This window comes from Pseudomonas sp. SST3 (assembly GCF_003325755.1).
Genome location: NZ_QORI02000006.1, coordinates 204,798 through 223,121, shown reverse-complemented (window position 1 = coordinate 223,121; position 18,324 = coordinate 204,798). Strand labels below are relative to the sequence as shown.

Genomic DNA, 18,324 nt, shown 5'->3' with positions numbered 1-18,324 from the left:
CAAACTGAGGGCGGATAAGGTGAGTCTACTGGCCGATCAGGTTGATTGTGTTGTTGATGGGCATGTCCCTGACTGACTGCGCCTGGGCGAGCAGCTGTGAAACCATCGAAAGCACGGCGCCGGACTGGCCGCCAGCGGGGCCCTTGGGAATCCAGTACTGATCGCCGGCGAACTCGGTGCTGACGACCGCATCCCTGGCCAATCCGGTTTTCACGCGGATGATGGGCTGCGGCCCGGAGTGGGTTCTGATGGTCGGCAAACTGCGTTTTTCTTCCTGCACGCGCACGCATTCACCCAGGTAATCGAAGACTTCCGCCAGAGAGCGGGTGTGCAGCTCCACCTTGCCAACACCCTCGGCTTCGAAGTACACGCGGCCTCCGCCCACACTGCCAAAGAAGTCGGGATCATCCAGCTGAAACTCTTTCCGGCCTTCAAGTTCGCAGCGGGCGCGCTTGAACAGCTTTTCGCGGGGCCGCACGAAGCAGAACCGGGCGCTCTCCACCGCTTCAGTGAGTTGGTAGCGGTTGTTTCCAAGGGCACTGAAGGCAAGGTTCTCCTTGCGCGCGGAAACCAGCTGATCGATCGAGGGGGCTTGCTCAAGCTCAAGTACCGGCCCGTAGCGGCTGAGAACCAACGCGGTTTCCATGGTGATGCCCTGGTCCACGAAACGATTCACCATCTGTTGGAATCGCTCGAAGTCGCTGACCTTTGACGGATTGTTGTAAAAGCGCTCCGTCCCGTTCGGACTCTGGATATGCACGCTTTCGAGGAACAGCGAAAGAATCAATTCCGGCGCGTGGTCCTGGCGCAACATGAATGCCAACGACGCGGTGCTGATCGGGGCCACGTAGCCCCGGTAGAACTCCTGATTATCCTGGGTCGAGACATCGAACCCGGGCCCTTGCTCGACGGATACATGCGGATTGAAACTGAAGTCCGATGGTGCCTCGCCACCGAATGGCAGGGTCAAGTTGGCGCCGGCGAAAACACGGCTACGGCCACGGATGGTCGTCACCGTCGTGAAGTGCGCTGGCAGTGAAGCACTACGGCGTACGATGTTCAGCAGTAACGCTTCGTCCTGCAGCCGGCTGTAGTCCTGGTTGATCGTCGCCATCGCCGAGGCAAGGCGTTCGGTTCCTACGCAGCCTGCCAAAAGGGTGAGCGAGGCGGCTACCAGCAGCCGTCCTGCCCGCATCGAGCGGCTCATGTGCATTGCATTCCCGATTCGCTTTCAAAGTGATTGGATAGCGAAACGGCCAGACCCACCGGGCATATTCGCCAACAGGGCGGTGCATACCTAACGCCACGGAGCTCTGGTGAGCCGACATGGCCAAGTTCCGTGCAGGCATTTCCATGCGAGTGCGGTGCCGCCTGCTTATCAAGGTTGCCCTATTCGAGTTCGCCCGGGCTCGCCGATTCATGCGGCGGATCATCGGTAACCGTTTCCTGCTCGGTGCGATGCATGTTCCGGTTGGGCACCGTTTCCTCGTCCTGCATGCCTTTAACAACGCGACCATCCTCAGTCACGATCTGACCTTGCTCGTTGCGGTGGGTCTCGAGTTTCTCCATCGGCGTAGGGTTACCCATCGGGCTCGGCCTAGCGCCGGTATCCTCTCGTGGCGTGCCTGCTGGCCATTGTGCAAAGGCAGCTTGGGTGGCGGCCAGCAGCGTGGCCATCGTCAAGGATGCTAAAAGGGATCTGGTCATTACGATCTCCTGTCTATCGGCAGGTGGATGGCGGACTTTCTGGTCGTCACTGTTCTGGAGTGCCTTCCGGCTTGCACACCAGCAGGGCGATTGGCCCACCCGCGGAGTATTTGCCCGGCACACGCATGACGACTTGCTCATTGGGGTTCACCGAAAACGCCGGCGCTGCTGTCATGACGGTTTCTTCGGGCAGCGCGTGGAACTGACACGACGCAATTTCGTTGCTGCGGTTGGTTACCTTGACCGCCGGCACGCCAACCAGATCAACCTTGCTGGACTCTGCCTCTGGTACCCCGAGGGGCGTCACTTCGATGTCCATCCCGTTGAGCCGAGTGGACACTTCAACATCCTGCGCAATGGCTGGGATTGCTATGGCCAGGCTGGCCAGCGCCAAGAGTGGGCTTTTCATCTAGATCTCCGCATGAGCGATATAAATATGTGAACAGCACTGGCACGCTGAGTTCGGGGCGGGTGACTCGGTTTTAGCTGCGTTTAGATTCGCACGACGCCATAAGCGCCTTGCCTGGCTCATTCCAGACTTCACCATCTTCGTGCTGATAACGATTCGTGTTTTGGCGTGTCAATAGCCAATGCACGTTTTGTGCGTCCTTTCATTGCCGTGCAGTGAACCTCCTCGATCTACGTCGGTCGGAGCTGAGCGCTGTGCCTAAATCCGGAAAAACTGCCGCAACGGCGTCCAAAAATCGATATACCACCGCCGGCAGTTGCTTGTCTGAAATGACCTGCCTCTCGCTCAGAGACCAATCGCCCCATGGATCAGATATACGCTGTCGTACTCTCGTACAAACGCAAGCATCTGCTTGAGCGCTGTCTGGCCGGGATCAATGCCCAGAGCCGACCATGCGACGCCATCATAGTCGTGGACAATGCCAGCAATGACGGCACCGAAGAGATGCTGCTCGAGTCGAAGCTCGAAAATCTCAAGGTATACGTCCTATCGCACAACACCGGCGCCTCGGGTGGCTTCAGCGCCGGGTTTCGCATCGCCTATCAACAACGTGCCGACTTCGTCTGGATGATGGATGACGACGTCATACCTGAGCCCGACGCCCTGCAAAAGCTGCTCGATGCCGATGAACAACTTCATGCACTCGGCAAACCGCGCTCGTTCCTGATTTCGATGGCGTATACCGAAGAAGGGCTGCTGACCAACGTTCCGCGAGTCGATGAGCGTCCCAACGCGATCGCCTATGAAAACTGGCCGGCACTTCTGGACCTGGGCATGATTCCGGTGCGCCCGGCAACCTTCGTCTCGATTCTGGTTCCCAGGGCCTCGCTGCAAACCTTCGGACTGCCGATTGCCTCGATGTTCATGTGGGGAGATGACACCGAGTTCACCATGCGCATCAGTCAGGATGCACCCGGTTACCTGGTCGCGGCGAGTAAAGTGCTGCATATGCGACAGGTTAGCGGGGCCATTGATATCCACCGGGAGACCGATCCGAATCGGGTCGCATTGCATCGTCATCTGGTGCGCAACGAGCTGTTCGTGGCACGTAAATATTTCCGCAAGCGCCGTGTTCTGGGCCTATTGATGTCGCGCCTGGGCCTGATAGCGCAGATGCTCCAGCGTCGCGAGTTCAATAAAGCAGGAATCGTAATGAATGGCCTGGTTGAGAGCTTCCGCTTTTCTCCAGAGCCAGAGCCGGCCGACGCGCCGGTTGAGGCGCTTGGTGTCACCATGCGCGAATTGGTCCTCAGGCCGCAGAGCGCTATCTCGGCCGCGAACGCATCACTCTTTTCCGCCGATGCGGCACCGGTTGCCGCAGCGAATACGCCCTCAGGGGAAGCGCACGAAGAGATATCGGAGCGCCCACGCGCACCCAGGTCAAACATGCGCGTCCTGATATGCGGAGCCGGCGGCCAGGTGGGGCATTGCCTGGTCAATCAGGCTGCGAGCTTTGGGCTGGAGGCCATCGGGCTGATGCATCAGGATCTCGACATTCGATCCGCGGAGCAGATCAGCCAAACGCTCGAGCGTTACCAGCCTGCCCTGATCATCAATGCGGCGGCTTATACCAATCTGGATCATGCTGAAGCCGAGGTCGCGCAAGCCGAGGCGGTGAATCGCGATGGCGCCGCAAATCTGGCCCGCGCCGCCAGGCACTTCGATATACCGTTGTTTCATCTGTCCAGCGAACATGTTTTTGCCGGTGACAGCTCGGTGCCTTACCGAGAGACCGATGCGGCTCTGCCGATCAGCGTCTATGGAGAAACTCGGCGGGCGGGGGAAATCGCGATCCGCGAAACCCTGGATCGGCATCTGATATTGCGCACCAGTTGGATCTACGGCGAGCACGGCAACAATTTCGTCAAGACGATGCTGAAGCTCGGCCGTAAGACGGACGAGGTATCGGTCGTCAGTGATCAGGTTGGCTGTCCGACACGTTCGCGCAGCGTGGCGCGCGTACTGATCGAGCTTGCGCTGCGCTACTGTCGCGACGGCAATCTCGAATGGGGTCTTTACCATTACAGCGGTTCATCACCTTGCTCATGGGCCGAATTCGCCGTTGAGATCTTTCGCGAAGCCGAACGGGCAGGCCTGGTCGACAAGGCGCCAAGGGTGCTCCCGGTTACCAGCGGAAGCCTGCCGCGCGCTGCAGCTCGGCCAGCCTGGTCGGTCCTCGACTGCAGTCGGATCGAAAGCACGTTCGGAATCAAGCCCAAACCATGGCGAGACGAGCTGCGCCATGTGATAAGGCAAATGGGCGATCTTCCTTCGACACCCTTCGGGCCGGCGCACAGTCGCGTGCCATTCCGGACTTATCCGCAAGCTGGAGGAGAGGAACCGAGCCTGGCGCGGTTCGAGGTCGCGCAAGCAGCAAGCCAACAATGAGGCCGTTCAAATCGGAAAACTTTTGCTAAATGTTACGGTCTGATCTTCACATTAAAAACAAATGGAATTCTGTGATGGCCGATTCAGCGGTTACACGCGTGGGTGTTTCAGGCACAGGGATGATCTCGCATTGTTTCGTTCGCTTGATCATGGGGCACTACAAGGATCTGCAGATCAGCCGGGTCCTGACGCGTCGAAACACCGGAACGCTGGCCGATTTTCCACTGCCGGACGTGCTGACCAACTCCATTGACGAACTCATCGCACATTCGGACATCATCGTCGAATGCACTGGCGATGTGTTTTTCGGAACGGAAGTGATTGAGCGCGCTTTCGAAGCCGGACTGCCAGTCGTCACCGTCAATGCCGAGCTGCAGGTCACCACGGGTTCCTATCTGGCGGGCAGGGGATTGCTCACCGAAGCCGAGGGCGATCAGCCCGGCTCCCTCGCTGCGCTGCGCGAAGACGCGCTGCAGATGGGTTTTCAGCCGCTCGTCTACGGCAATATGAAGGGATACCTGAATCACAATCCAACCCCTGAAGACATGGCTTACTGGGCCAAACGGCAAGGCATCAGTATCGACCAGACCACATCCTTCACCGATGGCACCAAGGTGCAGATCGAACAGGTGGTGGTGGGTAATGGCTTCGGCGCGACCATATCGCGGCGCGGGCTGGAGGGCTTGGCGTCCACCGATCTGAACCGCAGCGGCAATATTCTTGGCTTGATTGCCGACGGTATTGGCCAGCCCATCGTCGACTACGTCGTGCCCAACGGTTATCCCGCTGGTGGGGTTTTCCTGGTCTGTCGCCACGATGAGGTCCAGGCGCCGGCGATCGAGTATTTCAAGCTAGGCACCGGCCCCTATTACGTGCTGACGCGTCCCTTCCATCTCTGCTCGCTGGAAGTCGGAAAGACCGTACGCCGCGTGCTGGCCGGTGGCAGTGTGCTGTTGAACAATTCCGTCGAGCCCACGCTGGGCGTGGCGGCCATAGCGAAGCGTGAAATGAAAGCGGGCGAACTGATCAGCCGGGGGATCGGCGGTTTTGATGTTCGCGGCGAAGCAGTGCGGCTTGCCAACGAAATCGACCATGTGCCCATTGGGCTGCTGCGCAACACCGTCCTGAAAAGAACCGTTGAGCCAGGTCAGATGATCACCTTCGACGATATCGAGATTCAGCCCAGTCGGGTGCTGGATATCATCTTTCAGCAGCGCCAGAGAGTGATACGACAGGTCGAGGCTGCGACGCAGGCGGATCGCGTGATGCAGCAAGCGTGCAGTTGAGGGGCATTCGCGACGAGGCGGAAGTCTGGGCCGATGGCCATGGGTTCGTTGAGTTCCAGCGAACCGGGACCGGTCTTATCCCCTATCACTACGAGCCGGGTGCGTCATTGACGCCGCCTGCGCAAGGCGCTGTTTCAGCTGAGGGCAAATCGCAGCAAAGCGAGATGCCATCCAGCTTTTTGGCCTGATCAGCGGCTTATCAGGCCTGGCGGCTTCTCGAGAAGCGCCTCGATGTTCGCCGATCCGCCAGACAAAGCATCTGTACCAATCACCGGGTGCCTCAGCTCAAGCATTTCCACGCGGTTCGCCCGGGTGCGTTTCGTGCCCCATCGGGGTGGTATCCGGAAGGGCTACTTCTGGCTTTTCGAAGTCGGGACTGTGCACTTCCGAGTCGAGCGGCATATGACTATAGCGCTGCTTCTCCGCCAGCTCTTGATTGGGCTGCGGCTGCTCCGTTTCGGTGAGAATTCGTTTGGCCTCGCAGCGTCCGCTGATACCACGCGCCAAGGCCATGCCGCCCATGGCCAATTGCAGAATGCCGCTCACGCCACCATGCCGCAGGCCACGGCCCAACAGCATCAGTCCTCCGGCAATGGAAGCGGTGCGTTCCCAGCCGTGCACGTTCTGTGGAGCGGTCTTGTTGAAGAGTCGGTTCATGATGATTTCCTTGAGTTCAATGTCGAATGCCAAGATACGAGCCAACAGCATGATCGGCGCGGTGACAAGGCGTTCATGACCGCCGTATCGCCCGGAATGCGCTGGCTTCGTCCTGTCCGTCGTTACGGCTCGCCTCGCGTGCATAAATTCGGCACCTTGCCGGGCGGATTCGTTCTATATGAGGGACGAGCGGCGCTTCGCGGCGGGCGGCTCGGCTTCGGCGCTGGCCGATAAGGGCTTGACAGTCGAGCGAGGCTCCCGCAGATTTCGCTAAACGTAATTCGATTACGCAAAAATAACAGAGCACTCGCAAGACGAAGTGCGACCTTGCAGGCGTGGCATCAAATATGGATCCATCCAGCTATCACCGTTCGGCTCGAATCGCCTCGATGAGCGAGCAGTCATCCAACGGGACGAATCCGGTCAATACCCTTTGCGTGGCCGGCACGAGCGGGCGCGCTGTGCCCGTCGGGCTGGGCGACCCGATTATTTTTCTCGCCGCGATCACTCAACGTCCTGGCGAGCTGCTGAGATGAAAACGCTCGGCTTTCGATTGATTCTTGGCGATCACCTCGGCCGCAGCGTCCGTGGGATTTCCTGTGCACCGCCGGGCTGATGTTTCTCACGTCATCCCTTTCTCACGCACAGCCAAGTCAAGGAGCCAATCATGGCCGACCTATTTGAAAACCCCATGGGCCTCATGGGCTTCGAATTTATCGAATTCGCCTCGCCAACGCCCAACGTCATCGAGCCTGTTCTGGAAAGCATGGGTTTCACCCATGTCGCCAACCACCGCTCCAAGGATGTAGCGCTCTATCGTCAGGGCGAAATCAACGCCATCGTCAACCGCGAAACCACTGGAATTCCGGCTTATTTCGCAGCCGAGCATGGCCCGTCGGTGTGTGGCATGGCGTTCCGTGTGAAGGATGCGCAAAAAGCCTACGCTCGGGCGCTGGAGCTGGGTGCGCAGGCCATGGAACTGCCCACTGGCCCCATGGAGTTGCGCCTGCCAGCGATCAAGGGCATCGGCGGTGCACCGCTTTACCTGATCGACCGTTTCGGCGAGGGCAGCTCGATCTATGATATCGACTTCGTCTTCCTGGACGGCGTTGATCGCCATCCGGTCGGCGCCGGACTGAAGATCATCGATCACCTGACCCACAACGTGTACCGCGGCCGCATGGCCTATTGGGCGGACTTCTACGAGAAACTGTTCAACTTCCGCGAGATTCGTTACTTCGATATCAAGGGTGAATACACCGGCCTGACGTCCAAGGCCATGACCGCGCCGGACGGCATGATTCGCATCCCGCTCAATGAAGAGTCATCGAAGGGCGCCGGGCAGATCGAAGAGTTCCTCATGCAGTTCAACGGTGAGGGCATCCAGCATGTGGCGTTTCTCACCGACAACCTGATCGAGACCTGGGACAAGCTGAAGGCCAGCGGCACGGTGTTCATGACCGCACCGCCGGAAACCTATTACGAGATGCTGGAAGGGCGACTGCCCAACCACGGCGAGCCGGTCGAAGAACTCAAATCTCGCGGCATCCTGCTCGATGGTACGTCCGAAGACGGCGAGCAGCGCCTGCTACTGCAGATCTTCTCCGGCACGCTGCTGGGCCCTGTGTTCTTCGAGTTCATACAGCGCAAGGGGGACAGCGGTTTCGGCGAAGGCAACTTCAAGGCACTGTTCGAATCCATCGAGCGCGACCAGATCAAGCGTGGCGTGTTAAGCACCGCTGAGTGATCGAACCAACGGCAGCCGGGGTGGTTCGCCTTCGGTTGCCGTTTCGGTCCAGCCCATCCGTTCCTGGCCCGGCTCTGGCGATCGCGAACATTTCTGTCTCGCCTATCAGCGGCTCGATGACATCCCTCCGGCACCACTATCTGAGTGAGAAGCGGGCAGGCACAGCTGGCGTCTGATCAAACCCGCAGTGCGCCGCGAAACCCTCGTGCGGCGTAGTAGGACTGCGCGCCGTTGTGATACAGGAACACACAGTCATAGCGTCGATCGCAAAAGAGGGCTCCACCGAGCGCTCTGATGGCAATAGGCGTTTTCACCCAGCTGGATGTCTTTGCATCAAAGCAGCCCAGTTTCTGTAGCGCCCGATACTGCTCTTCCGTGAGGATCTCGATGCCCATGTCGGCCGCCAGATCAGTGGCGCAATTGGCAGGCTTGTGCTCCTTTCTCGACTCCAATGCCTCGCGGTCATAACAGAGGCTCCTGCGGCCAGCGGGACTCTCTGCGGAACAGTCCACGAAGATGAACTCGCCGGTATCCATGTCATGAAAAACTACGTCAGGCTCGCCACCTGTGGTTTCCATTTCCTGGAGCGCGCGCAGCTTCTCCGGTGCCGACTCCAGCCTGGCATGTACCTGGTTCCATTCAATCCCTTCATGCCGGCTCGTATTCCTATCGAAACGAACCTTCAACGTGCTGAGTAGCGCCTCGCGCTGCTTTTCGTTCATGCGCTGGACCTCCCTTCGATTTGCGAGCTGCACACGATCTCTCGATCCCTGGGGCGCAGGATCGCGGCAGATTTCAAATGTTCCGCTACTGGCCGACGAATCAGCCAAACGGGTGACTCGCCAACTGTTGATAAACAGCCAGCAAGTATTGCTCATATAGGCGAATCGCTGCCCCGATGAGTTTCACCCAGGCAGTGAACGTTCGGCCCTCGGGAAGTCGAGTGGCAGTACGCGGAAACCGGTGATGCTTACGACATAGCGCCGATTCCCAACGAAGCTCGACGAGTTGCCCGAAGTCAGGTGCTCACTCGCAGGCTGCGATTTTCCGGTTCAGCGGCGCTGAGCTCTGTGGATACATTCATTCGTCTCGTGATTGATGCGGCCTATCCGGTGCTGCCGAGAGCGCCGTACAACGCAGCTCTGCGCGTAGCTTGGGCAAACTGGCTTAGAACGAACTGTTACAGGCAAGATGGCTCCACATGCACGGAGCGAATCCACGGGAGATTGCTCTCGCGGCGGCATCTCCGTTTAAAAATGAAAGTTCGCATGGAGTCGTTCAGTGCTTGTCATACCCAATGCTTTTTCGCGCAGATGCCCTATCTCGACCACTGCGGTAACGCTGTTGACCCCCCTCAGCGAGGTGCAGCAGTGAATCCGCATGCCAACGACCGCATCGGCACGATCCAGCAGCTATATGACGGCGCGCTCATGCCTGATATTCAGGTAAACACCTTGCGAAACATCGAGCGGCTGTTCGCCACCGCAACGGTCAGGCACGGCGCCGCTGTCCTGCCGCTTCCCGCTGCGGCGAAGTCACTGGGAGACGTCGGATTCGACTCCGGGGGCAAGCGATACGATCTGTATGACTACGTGTCGCTAAACCGTGTCAGCGGGTTGCTGGTGATCAAGGACGGCAGGATCGCCCACGAGAGCTATCAGTTCGGTAACACCCCGCAGACGCGCTGGACATCCATGTCGCTGGCGAAGTCGATCACCGCCACCCTGGTCGGCGTCGCCATCCAAGACGGGTATATCGAGTGCATCGACGATCCCATCGTCCAGTATTTACCAGCCCTCGAAGGCAGCGCCTACGACGGTGTGAGCGTACGCGATCTGTTGCAGATGGCCTCTGGGGTGGGCTGGAACGAAACCTACACCGATCCGCTGTCCGACCGCCGCCGCATGCTCGAAGTGCAGGGCACCCAGACACCCGGCGGCGTGCTGAAACTGATGGCCAAGCTGCCACGCGTGGCCGCACCGGGAACCCGCTGGAACTACAGCACTGGCGAAACCCACGTCGTCGGTGCCTTGGTCCGCGCTGCAGTCGGTAAGCCGGTGAGCCAGTACCTCTCGGAGCGGATCTGGAGCAGGGTCGGCATGGAATCGGACGCCAGCTGGTGGCTCGAGTCGCCGAATGGCCTCGAAGTCGGCGGCAGCGGCCTGTCGGCGACGCTGCGCGACTATGGACGCTTCGGCCTGTTCCTGCTCGATGATGGCCTGGCCGGAGGCGAGCGAGTCCTGCCCAACGGATGGATCGAGGAGGCGAGTTCACCGAAAATCATCAATGGAGAGCAGGTCGACTACGGCTACATGCTGTGGCCGATTGCGGACACGAAAGGCACGCCGAACGAGAGTGCCTTCGAGGCACGCGGCATCTTCGGCCAGCATCTCTACATGAATCCGCGGGCGGGTGTGGTAATCGTGGTTTGGGGCGCGCTGCCCAAGCCCAAAGGCATGGCACCGATCAAGGACGATGACTTCTTCGCTGCGGTCGTCGAAGCGCTGGGGCCCTAACCGTCATTCCCGCTTCGCCCACGGCGTTGTGGGCGAGGGCGGTTTCGAGTTGCCGGGTGGGATGCTCAAGGAGTTCCGGGACGCCGTCACTGATCCTGCGTTAGCGACGGATGCGGTGTTCGATTCGGTGCTGGTCGGCTTTTTCGTCGGCCTCTCGCTGGCCCTCGCTCAGGCTTGCAACTGGAAAAGGCCTACTGGGTGCCGGTCAGCTGTCTGGCGGTAATTCAGGGGGCGTCGCTGCGGGCGGTGTGGAACAAACAATTGCAGCGCGTCATCGGCACTGGCCTCGGCCTGCTCGTCGCTTGGAGCATGCTACTGATGCCGCTGGACAAGTGGACCATTCCGCTGATGATGATGGTGCTGTGTTTCGTGGTGGAAACCGCCGTCGTGCGGCACTACGCCTTCGCGGCGATCTTCATCACCCCGCTGACGATCCTCCTCGCCGAGGCCGCCACGCTGGGCCACGGCTCGGCTGGGACACTGATCGAGGCGCGCTTTTACGATACGGTGCTGGGCTGCCTGGTTGGACTGCTCGGCGCCATCTGTTTGCATAACCCGCGCTTTCGTCAGCTAATGGGCGACCTGATGCGGCGTTTGATTCCGGCGCGTTTCGAGTCGATATCCTCTAGTCAGGAACAATGATCGGTCGCCGGGCCTGCTCGGGTAATGGCGGGGTGCAAGCCAGGCCATCAGCCTATCGATCCTCGATCAGATGGGATATCGCGAAAACCTTCACTTTGCAGGCCAAGCCGTCATGGGCGGGACGGAATCTCTGCACCCATCCGCGCGCTGATCTTATCGGCCACCTGAAGCAGTCGTTGCGCTTCCACGCCACCCGGCTCGGCCGTGAAAGCGGGTTCTGCGCCGACGACCGTGATGACCCCGGCCAATTTCTGCCCGCCGCTGAACAGCGGTGCCGACAGCGCATTGACGCCCGCCATCAACAGGCCGTGCACGGGTTGGATATGGGTGCGCTGCAGCGCACTCATGGTGGCGAGCAGGGCATCGGAGGAGGGGGCTGATGGCAGCTGCATTTCGGCTTCGCGCAGCTGGACGGTTTCCGCGTTCGGCATGAAGGCGTTGAATACCAGGCCGGTTGATGAGCCCAGCAACGGCAGCACCGAGCCCACCTGCGTCACCAGCGTGACGGCGCGTACTGCCTGTTCAACATGCACCACCGCCGGACCGCGGTTGCCCCATACCGCGAGAAAGCAGGTCTCATTGAGTTCATCGCGCAGTTGCGCCAGATGCGGTGTTGCCAGCTTGACCACGTCCAGTCGCCCCAGCGCCGCCAGCCCAACGAACAGCGCGGCGCGGCCCAGACCGTAATGATTGGTCAGCGGATCCTGCTCGGCGAAGCCGCTCGCCATCAGTGCTTGCAAGTAGCGATGCACCTTGCTGGCAGGCATGCCGACGTGCTCGGCCAGGCGCGACAGGGAGGTCGCCGGGGCTAGTTCCGCCAGTGCCGTGAGGATCTCCGTTCCCACCTCTGCCGCCTGGACTTTCTGCCGCCTTGGCGCTGTTTCCGCGTTGTTGTCTGCCATGAGTTCGATTGCCTGCCCGTGAAGGCGCTGTTTATAGCTTGACGCTGGAACGAGTTCAAATTACTTTTTGCGTAATACGGTTACGCAGATCGAGAGGCAGCCATGCTCAGCCAAGAACAAGATATTCAGGCTCATCGATACCAGTCCGGCTTCGGCAATGAATTCAGCAGCGAGGCGTTGCCCGGTGCGCTACCGGTCGGGCAGAACTCGCCGCAGAAGGTGCCTTACGGGCTCTACACCGAGCTGCTTTCCGGGACGGCCTTTACCGTCTCGCGCAGCGAGGCGCGGCGGACGTGGCTGTATCGCATTCGCCCATCCGCCAACCACGGCCAGTACCAGCGGCTCGGCCATCAGCTGAACAGCACGCTGGGAGCGGTCACGCCCAATCGGCTGCGCTGGAATCCCATGCCGATGCCCGAGGTCGCGACCGATTTCATTGATGGCCTGATGTGCGTTGCCGCTAACGGCGAGCCGGGCCAACCGGCAGGCGCGAGCATTTATCGCTACGCGGCGAATCAGTCGATGGAACGGGTGTTCTTCAATGCCGATGGCGAGCTGCTGATCGTGCCGCAGCAGGGCGCGCTGAAGCTGGTCACTGAGCTGGGCGTGCTCGAGGTGGCGCCGTTGGAGATCGTCGTCATTCCACGCGGCATGCGGTTCCGTGTCGAGCTGGTGGATCGAAACGCCAGCGGATACGTATGCGAGAACCACGGCTGTGCGTTGCGTCTGCCCGACCTTGGCCCGATCGGCAGCAATGGCCTGGCCAATCCGCGTGATTTCCTGGCGCCGGTTGCGTATTTCGAAGAGCGTGACGAGCCGGTGCAGCTGGTGCAGAAATTTCTCGGTGAACTCTGGGCGACTGAGCTTGATCATTCGCCGCTGGACGTGGTGGCTTGGCATGGTAACAACGTGCCGTACAAGTACGACCTGCGCCGTTTCAACACCATCGGTACGGTCAGTTTCGACCATCCTGATCCGTCGATTTTCACGGTGCTGACTTCACCCAGTGCCATCCATGGGATGGCCAACATCGACTTCGTGATTTTCCCGCCGCGCTGGATGGTGGCGGAGAACACCTTCCGTCCGCCGTGGTTCCACCGCAACTTGATGAACGAATTCATGGGGCTCATCGCCGGCGCCTACGACGCCAAGGCCGACGGCTTCTCGCCGGGTGGTGCCTCACTGCACAACTGCATGAGCGCTCACGGGCCGGATCACGTTTCGACTGAACAGGCGATCAACGCCGAACTCAAACCGCACAAGATCGAGAACACCATGGCCTTCATGTTCGAAACCGGCCAGGTGCTTCGCCCAACGCGCCAGGCGCTGGAAAGCCCGCAGCTGCAGGATGATTACGACAGCTGCTGGGCCTGCCTGACCAAGACCTTCGACAAGAACAGGAAGTGACATGACCGCACAAAACGAACTACGCAGCTGGGTCGAGTCCGCCAATGACCATTCGGACTTCTCTCTGGCCAACCTGCCGCTGGGTGTGTTCAGCCGCGACGGCGGACAGCCACGGGGCGGCGTCGCCGTCGGCGATTACATTCTTGATCTGGCTGCTGCCTGTGAGGCCGGCCTGTTCGAAGGGCGAGCCGCCGAAGCGGCAACAGCCGCCAGCGCCAGCAGCCTCAACACCTTCTTTGCCCTGGGTGTGTCGGCTCGCAAGGCGCTGCGTGAAGCGCTGCAAGGATTGCTGGCCGAGACCAGCGAACACCGCGAGCGCCTGCAGGGCATGGGTGAGTCCCTGTTGAAGCCGATGGGCCAGTGCCAGATGCACTTGCCGGCCCGGGTTGGCGACTACACCGACTTTTATGTCGGTATTCATCACGCTAACAACGTCGGCAAGCTGTTCCGCCCGGATAATCCATTGCTGCCGAACTACAAGTACGTGCCCATCGGCTATCACGGCCGTGCATCGACCGTCGATGTTTCGGGCGCGACAGTGAAGCGGCCCAACGGCCAGACCATGCCGCCGGGTGCCACCGAGCCGAGCTTCGGCCCGAGCAAGCGCCTGGATCATGAGCTCGAACTGGGGATCTGGATTGGCGAAGGCAACGCCCGTGGCGAGGCTATCCCGATCAGCGAGGCGGGACGTCACGTGGCGGGCTTCTGCCTGCTCAACGACTGGTCGGCTCGTGATCTGCAGGCCTGGGAATATCAGCCGCTGGGTCCGTTTCTCTCCAAGAGCTTTGCCACCAGCGTCTCGCCTTGGATCGTGACGCCGGAAGCGTTGGAACCCTTCCGCTGCGCCCAGCCGGCGCGTCCTGAAGGCGATCCGCAACCGCTGCCGTATCTGTATGACGAAAAGGACCAACAACAGGGTGCTCTGGATATCGAGCTGGAAGTGTTGCTGCTGACCGAGGCCATGCGCGAAAAGGGTTTACCGCCGCAGCGCATCACCCTGAGCAGCACCCGGAACATGTATTGGACGGTGGCCCAGATGGTGGCGCACCACAGCGTCAACGGCTGCAGCCTGCAACCGGGCGACCTGTTCGGCTCGGGCACATTGTCCGGCGAGAGCACCGACAGCTGCGGCAGCCTGCTGGAGATCACCCAAGGCGGCAAGCAGTCGCTTGAGCTGGCCAGCGGCGAGACGCGTACCTTCCTGGAGGACGGCGACGAGATCATCCTTAGGGCGCGCTGCCGGCGCGAGGGTCATGCCTCGATTGGCTTCGGCGAGTGCCGAGGTCGGGTCCTGCCTGCTTCGCGCTAACTCAATGAACAAGCCCGGTGGCTACTAAGCACCGGTTTTTTTCAGGGCGTTCAACGAATCAAGGTACCCCCGCTGTTTCCAGGGCTGGCGCAGGCCCTGGTCCGGTAGCCGCTTTTTGCATCTGCTCAGCCAGGGCAGCCGAGAACTCCTGGACGGCGGACCAGCGCATATGCACGGCATCGACGAACGAGGTGACCGGCGTGCTCCAATCCTTGTCGGCGTTCCAGTAGGTGCCGCTGGCGCCCAGACTCTCGACAATGCGCTGGTCGAAGTCGGCGAGGAAGGTACCGTCCGGGTCGTATTTTTCCTTCCATTGCGGATGCAACGGGGTGGAGACCACCATTAATTGCCGACCTTCCTGCTGTAGGCGCGCGCTCAGTTCGCGCAGGGCGTCGAAGCAGTTGCGGTCCAGCGCGTCTGGACGGCCGTACATCAGCTTGCGGGTGTTTTCGGTTACCAACGGGCCATCACCAAAGCGATTGAAGACCAGCGGATCCCATTCGATCTGTCCGGCGCGCTGAGCTTTGACCGTCAGCGCGTTTCGCGCCAATGACTTTGGCGAGAAGTAGCGCATGTAGTAATTCCAGCGCGAGGCACCCTGATAGACGTAGGGGTCGACATGCTCGCGGCTGAAAACCGCGTCTTGCACCTTCCAGCAGCCGGCGAAATCCTGCGGGTCGGCGATCATGACCACGCTGCGGATGCTCGACTCCCGGTCGAGTAGCCAGTGCGCGACATAAGCGGACTGATTGGCGAACAGACCGCAGAAGGCGCCATTCATTGGTCGAACCTCCGGCAGCGCCTGCGCCAGTACGTGGCCGTTCACGTGGCGCCAGGCCACGGAAGAACCAATCACCAGCAGGTTGGGAGACTCGATCCGGTTGGCACGCATAAAGCTGAGTTTTTCGTCGACGCACAGGTTGTTGGAGAATGCTGGCGGCGGCAGGTTGCCGGTTCGGTCGAGACTCAGCAGTGTCAGACAAAACAGCGTCAGGGCACCGACCAGACCGGCAAACAGGGACAACAAATACAATGAGCACATCTGGCCCGGCGCGCTGGCCGCGCTTGCATCTCCGCTTTGGGCGGTGCTCCCGTTCCCGGGTAATCCAGCGGCATGGGCCATGGCTATTTCCCTTCGAGTTTTGCGCTGATGACTTGAGCGAAATGGCCAACGTTGCGCAGCGACTCAAGCTCCGCCGTCCGAAACTTGATACCGAAGCGTTGCTCCGCCGCGACGGTGAGCATCACGTGAGCTTGGCTGTCCCAACCGTCGATGTCGTTGGCAGTCATTTCCGGTGAGAGGATGATGCTGTCATCGTCGAATATGTCGTGGAAAACCGGGGTGAGCGCGGTGAGTACTTCTGATTCGGTCATGCCGTTACCTCGATGAAATGGCAGGGAATGCGGGTGGTGTTGAGGTCATAGCGCCAGAATGTCGCCTGGCTGGAGGAATCGGTGGGCGCGGGGTATTGATCAAACCCCAGTCGTGGATAGTGTTCTGCGACCATGCCATTGCGTTCGGTAGGTCGGTATTCGCCGACCAACGCGCGGTAGCCGGCGGCGGTTGCGGCACTGACGAGCACCTGAAGCACGGCTTCTTCGACCTGTCGACCGAGCACGCGGCAACTCATCAGCCAGCTGTCGATGAGCAGTTCATCCTCGGCGATCGCTTCGTCCGGACGCGCCAGCACCACACTGATCAACCCGTTGTCGCCAAATTTGTCGGCCAGCCGGATGGCGAGCGCCACACAGCGCGGATCGCTGGCGATGCGCTCGATCTCCGCCTCGCTGTAGCGACGGGTGGTGAGATTGAACTGGTTGGTCTTGTTGATCAGTTGGGTGCTTCGCGCCAGCTCGGGGGCGCCGATCGGGGTCGCGGTCAGCACCATTTCCAGCCCGCGCAGATAAACTTCCATATCGGTGGCCTGGCTCATCGCCGCCTTGCGTTCGGCATTGAGCGCATAGTTGCGGCCACGGGTAGCGTCGTCGGGCGTGAAGGAAACCGCCTCGAAGTAGCCGGCCGCGGCCACTCGCGCCGGGTAATCGGCGACGTCATCGGGCAACTCGGGCACAGCGACTTCCGGCAATTCGCGGCGCACGATGTCGCGCTCGGCCGGGTTGTCGTCGACGAAAACCAGGCTGTCCAGGCCGATGTCCAACATTGACGCGATACACCGCAGGTTGCCGGCCTTGTCGTCCCAGTTCGCTATGAAAGCGGCAATGTCGCTGCGTTTGAGTGCCATCTCTGGATGGTTGAACGCCGACTCGGCGACGCTCAGGTCGTTCTTGCTACACACGGCGAGGATGACACCGCGCCGGGCAAGCAGCGCGGCGTAGCGCTGGAAGGCAAGGAAGGCCTCGCCGCTGGGTGAACCTTGGCCCAGGTGAATGCCGCCAACACTGTCGTCACCGACCACGCCGCCCCACAGCGTGTTGTCCAGGTCCAGCACCAGGCATTTACGCGACAGGCCAACGCTTGCCGCAGCGATGCGTGCCAACTGATCGCCATACAACGGTGCCAGGTTGGGGCTGACCAATTGCTTGGCCTGATGCCAGCGCAGCGGTTCGGCCAGGCCATCACCGTAGCTGCCGCGTGCCGTTTCCCAGGCGAGATCCATCAACAGCACGCCGTCTTCACGAGCGGCGGCGCGAATGGCGGCGTTCAATCGGTCGATTACTGCGTAGGGCGCGGCCGGCACCAGCGCTTCGAAGGAGCCGAAGATCGGCGGATCGGCCGGCACTAGCGTTTGCTGCACCACCTGCGCGGCGAAGCGCTCACGCGCTCGTCGCCAAAGCAGGCGCAGCTCGTCGATTCGCTCGGCCACTGCTGCATCGACCTCGGCCTGCGACGCTTCCAGTGGCAGCTGCAAGGGGGCATCCCGGGCATCCAGCGCCAGCACCAGCAGTTGCGGGGCAAAGGCAGCCAGCTCGGCATTGTCCGTCAACAATGCCTGGCGATACATGCCATAGGGCGCAACGTGAACGGAGAGCGCCAGACGGCGCTGCAGGCCTGCGATTCGGATAGCCGGCAGCAGGTGGTCCACCGTGTGTGAGGAGAGCAGGGCGATGCGTAAAGAGCACAATCCCGACACGGATGCCTCGCCGCGGGCCACACTGCGCAGGCCCTCGCTTGCCAGGCGATCCAGGCGCATCGTTTGGGTGAAGTCGCGGCGGTAGCCGGCCAGGCGTGCGGCTTCGGTGAGCCGCGCGATCGGGTCGAGTTCGCGTTTAGCCTCGCCGATGGCGGCGCCCAGGTCTTGATGTCGGGCTAGCCAGAGAAGCTGATCCATTAGC

Annotated in this window: 16 protein-coding genes; 7 read left to right on the top strand and 9 right to left on the bottom strand. The window is 60.7% G+C overall.

Annotated features, from left to right (window positions below):
- Window positions 1–25 precede the first annotated feature (25 nt).
- The 3 genes from DQ405_RS08530 to DQ405_RS08520 form a co-directional block, all read right to left on the bottom strand.
- On the bottom strand, window positions 26–1,207 hold the full coding sequence (locus DQ405_RS08530; protein ID WP_168423799.1) for a hypothetical protein: 1,182 nt from the start codon (window positions 1,205–1,207) through the stop codon (window positions 26–28).
- Between the two features lie 182 nt (window positions 1,208–1,389).
- Complete coding sequence (locus DQ405_RS08525; RefSeq protein ID WP_241729874.1) at window positions 1,390–1,707, bottom strand: hypothetical protein; 318 nt, start codon at window positions 1,705–1,707, stop codon at window positions 1,390–1,392.
- Window positions 1,708–1,753: 46 nt separating this feature from the next.
- Window positions 1,754–2,116: a hypothetical protein gene (locus DQ405_RS08520; protein WP_168423798.1), complete on the bottom strand. Its 363-nt coding sequence runs from the start codon at window positions 2,114–2,116 to the stop codon at window positions 1,754–1,756.
- Window positions 2,117–2,479: 363 nt separating this feature from the next.
- On the opposite strand from DQ405_RS08520, the gene rfbD reads away from it, so the two are divergent.
- Window positions 2,480–4,564 carry a dTDP-4-dehydrorhamnose reductase gene (rfbD, locus tag DQ405_RS08515; protein ID WP_168423797.1) on the top strand — a complete coding sequence of 695 codons (2,085 nt, stop codon included), beginning with the start codon at window positions 2,480–2,482 and terminating at the stop codon, window positions 4,562–4,564.
- Between the two features lie 119 nt (window positions 4,565–4,683).
- The gene (locus DQ405_RS08510) at window positions 4,684–5,850 is read left to right on the top strand and encodes an NAD(P)-dependent oxidoreductase (protein ID WP_168423796.1); all 1,167 of its coding nucleotides are present in this window, start codon (window positions 4,684–4,686) and stop codon (window positions 5,848–5,850) included.
- A gap of 285 nt (window positions 5,851–6,135) precedes the next feature.
- On the opposite strand, the gene DQ405_RS08505 is transcribed toward DQ405_RS08510, so the two are convergent.
- Window positions 6,136–6,510 (bottom strand): YgaP-like transmembrane domain, encoded by a 375-nt coding sequence (locus DQ405_RS08505; protein ID WP_168423831.1) that lies wholly within the window; start codon window positions 6,508–6,510, stop codon window positions 6,136–6,138.
- A 664-nt stretch (window positions 6,511–7,174) separates the two neighbouring features.
- Here DQ405_RS08505 and hppD point away from each other — a divergent pair.
- Complete coding sequence (gene hppD, locus DQ405_RS08500; RefSeq protein ID WP_168423795.1) at window positions 7,175–8,254, top strand: 4-hydroxyphenylpyruvate dioxygenase; 1,080 nt, start codon at window positions 7,175–7,177, stop codon at window positions 8,252–8,254.
- Between the two features lie 176 nt (window positions 8,255–8,430).
- On the opposite strand, the gene DQ405_RS08495 is transcribed toward hppD, so the two are convergent.
- Window positions 8,431–8,976, bottom strand: a complete 546-nt coding sequence (locus tag DQ405_RS08495; RefSeq protein ID WP_168423794.1) for a DUF4256 domain-containing protein — start codon at window positions 8,974–8,976, stop codon at window positions 8,431–8,433.
- 648 nt (window positions 8,977–9,624) lie between these two features.
- Here DQ405_RS08495 and DQ405_RS08490 point away from each other — a divergent pair.
- Entirely contained in the window at window positions 9,625–10,770 is a 1,146-nt protein-coding gene (locus DQ405_RS08490) for a serine hydrolase domain-containing protein (protein WP_342030404.1), read from the top strand.
- Window positions 10,771–10,944: 174 nt separating this feature from the next.
- Window positions 10,945–11,412: an FUSC family protein gene (locus DQ405_RS08485; RefSeq protein WP_241729872.1), complete on the top strand. Its 468-nt coding sequence runs from the start codon at window positions 10,945–10,947 to the stop codon at window positions 11,410–11,412.
- A gap of 110 nt (window positions 11,413–11,522) precedes the next feature.
- On the opposite strand, the gene DQ405_RS08480 is transcribed toward DQ405_RS08485, so the two are convergent.
- Complete coding sequence (locus DQ405_RS08480) at window positions 11,523–12,314, bottom strand: IclR family transcriptional regulator (protein ID WP_168423793.1); 792 nt, start codon at window positions 12,312–12,314, stop codon at window positions 11,523–11,525.
- A 102-nt stretch (window positions 12,315–12,416) separates the two neighbouring features.
- Between DQ405_RS08480 and hmgA the strand changes: the two genes are divergently transcribed.
- Both hmgA and fahA read left to right on the top strand, forming a co-directional pair.
- A complete protein-coding gene (gene hmgA, locus DQ405_RS08475) occupies window positions 12,417–13,721 on the top strand; it encodes a homogentisate 1,2-dioxygenase (RefSeq protein ID WP_168423792.1) in 1,305 nt (434 codons plus the stop codon).
- 1 nt (window position 13,722) lies between these two features.
- On the top strand, window positions 13,723–15,030 hold the full coding sequence (fahA, locus tag DQ405_RS08470) for a fumarylacetoacetase (protein WP_168423791.1): 1,308 nt from the start codon (window positions 13,723–13,725) through the stop codon (window positions 15,028–15,030).
- Window positions 15,031–15,088: 58 nt separating this feature from the next.
- On the opposite strand, the gene DQ405_RS08465 is transcribed toward fahA, so the two are convergent.
- The 3 genes from DQ405_RS08465 to DQ405_RS08455 all read right to left on the bottom strand — a co-directional run bounded on the left by DQ405_RS08465 (window position 15,089) and on the right by DQ405_RS08455 (window position 18,320).
- On the bottom strand, window positions 15,089–16,072 hold the full coding sequence (locus DQ405_RS08465; RefSeq protein ID WP_241729895.1) for a hypothetical protein: 984 nt from the start codon (window positions 16,070–16,072) through the stop codon (window positions 15,089–15,091).
- A gap of 83 nt (window positions 16,073–16,155) precedes the next feature.
- Window positions 16,156–16,404, bottom strand: a complete 249-nt coding sequence (locus tag DQ405_RS08460; protein WP_168423789.1) for an acyl carrier protein — start codon at window positions 16,402–16,404, stop codon at window positions 16,156–16,158.
- A complete protein-coding gene (locus DQ405_RS08455; protein ID WP_168423788.1) occupies window positions 16,401–18,320 on the bottom strand; it encodes an HAD-IIIC family phosphatase in 1,920 nt (639 codons plus the stop codon). The genes DQ405_RS08460 and DQ405_RS08455 overlap by 4 nt, the downstream gene beginning before the upstream one ends.
- Window positions 18,321–18,324 lie beyond the last annotated feature (4 nt).

What these genes read in the sequence shown, in the direction of transcription:
- DQ405_RS08530 (WP_168423799.1), bottom strand. Translation starts at nt 1,207, where the DNA reads ATGAGCCGCTCGATGCGGGCAGGACGGCTGCTGGTAGCCGCCTCGCTC.
- DQ405_RS08525 (WP_241729874.1), bottom strand. Translation starts at nt 1,707, where the DNA reads ATGACCAGATCCCTTTTAGCATCCTTGACGATGGCCACGCTGCTGGCC.
- DQ405_RS08520 (WP_168423798.1), bottom strand. Translation starts at nt 2,116, where the DNA reads ATGAAAAGCCCACTCTTGGCGCTGGCCAGCCTGGCCATAGCAATCCCA.
- rfbD (WP_168423797.1), top strand. Translation starts at nt 2,480, where the DNA reads ATGGATCAGATATACGCTGTCGTACTCTCGTACAAACGCAAGCATCTG.
- DQ405_RS08510 (WP_168423796.1), top strand. Translation starts at nt 4,684, where the DNA reads ATGATCTCGCATTGTTTCGTTCGCTTGATCATGGGGCACTACAAGGAT.
- hppD (WP_168423795.1), top strand. Translation starts at nt 7,175, where the DNA reads ATGGCCGACCTATTTGAAAACCCCATGGGCCTCATGGGCTTCGAATTT.
- DQ405_RS08495 (WP_168423794.1), bottom strand. Translation starts at nt 8,976, where the DNA reads ATGAACGAAAAGCAGCGCGAGGCGCTACTCAGCACGTTGAAGGTTCGT.
- DQ405_RS08480 (WP_168423793.1), bottom strand. Translation starts at nt 12,314, where the DNA reads ATGGCAGACAACAACGCGGAAACAGCGCCAAGGCGGCAGAAAGTCCAG.
- hmgA (WP_168423792.1), top strand. Translation starts at nt 12,417, where the DNA reads ATGCTCAGCCAAGAACAAGATATTCAGGCTCATCGATACCAGTCCGGC.
- fahA (WP_168423791.1), top strand. Translation starts at nt 13,723, where the DNA reads ATGACCGCACAAAACGAACTACGCAGCTGGGTCGAGTCCGCCAATGAC.
- DQ405_RS08465 (WP_241729895.1), bottom strand. Translation starts at nt 16,072, where the DNA reads ATGTGCTCATTGTATTTGTTGTCCCTGTTTGCCGGTCTGGTCGGTGCC.
- DQ405_RS08460 (WP_168423789.1), bottom strand. Translation starts at nt 16,404, where the DNA reads ATGACCGAATCAGAAGTACTCACCGCGCTCACCCCGGTTTTCCACGAC.
- DQ405_RS08455 (WP_168423788.1), bottom strand. Translation starts at nt 18,320, where the DNA reads ATGGATCAGCTTCTCTGGCTAGCCCGACATCAAGACCTGGGCGCCGCC.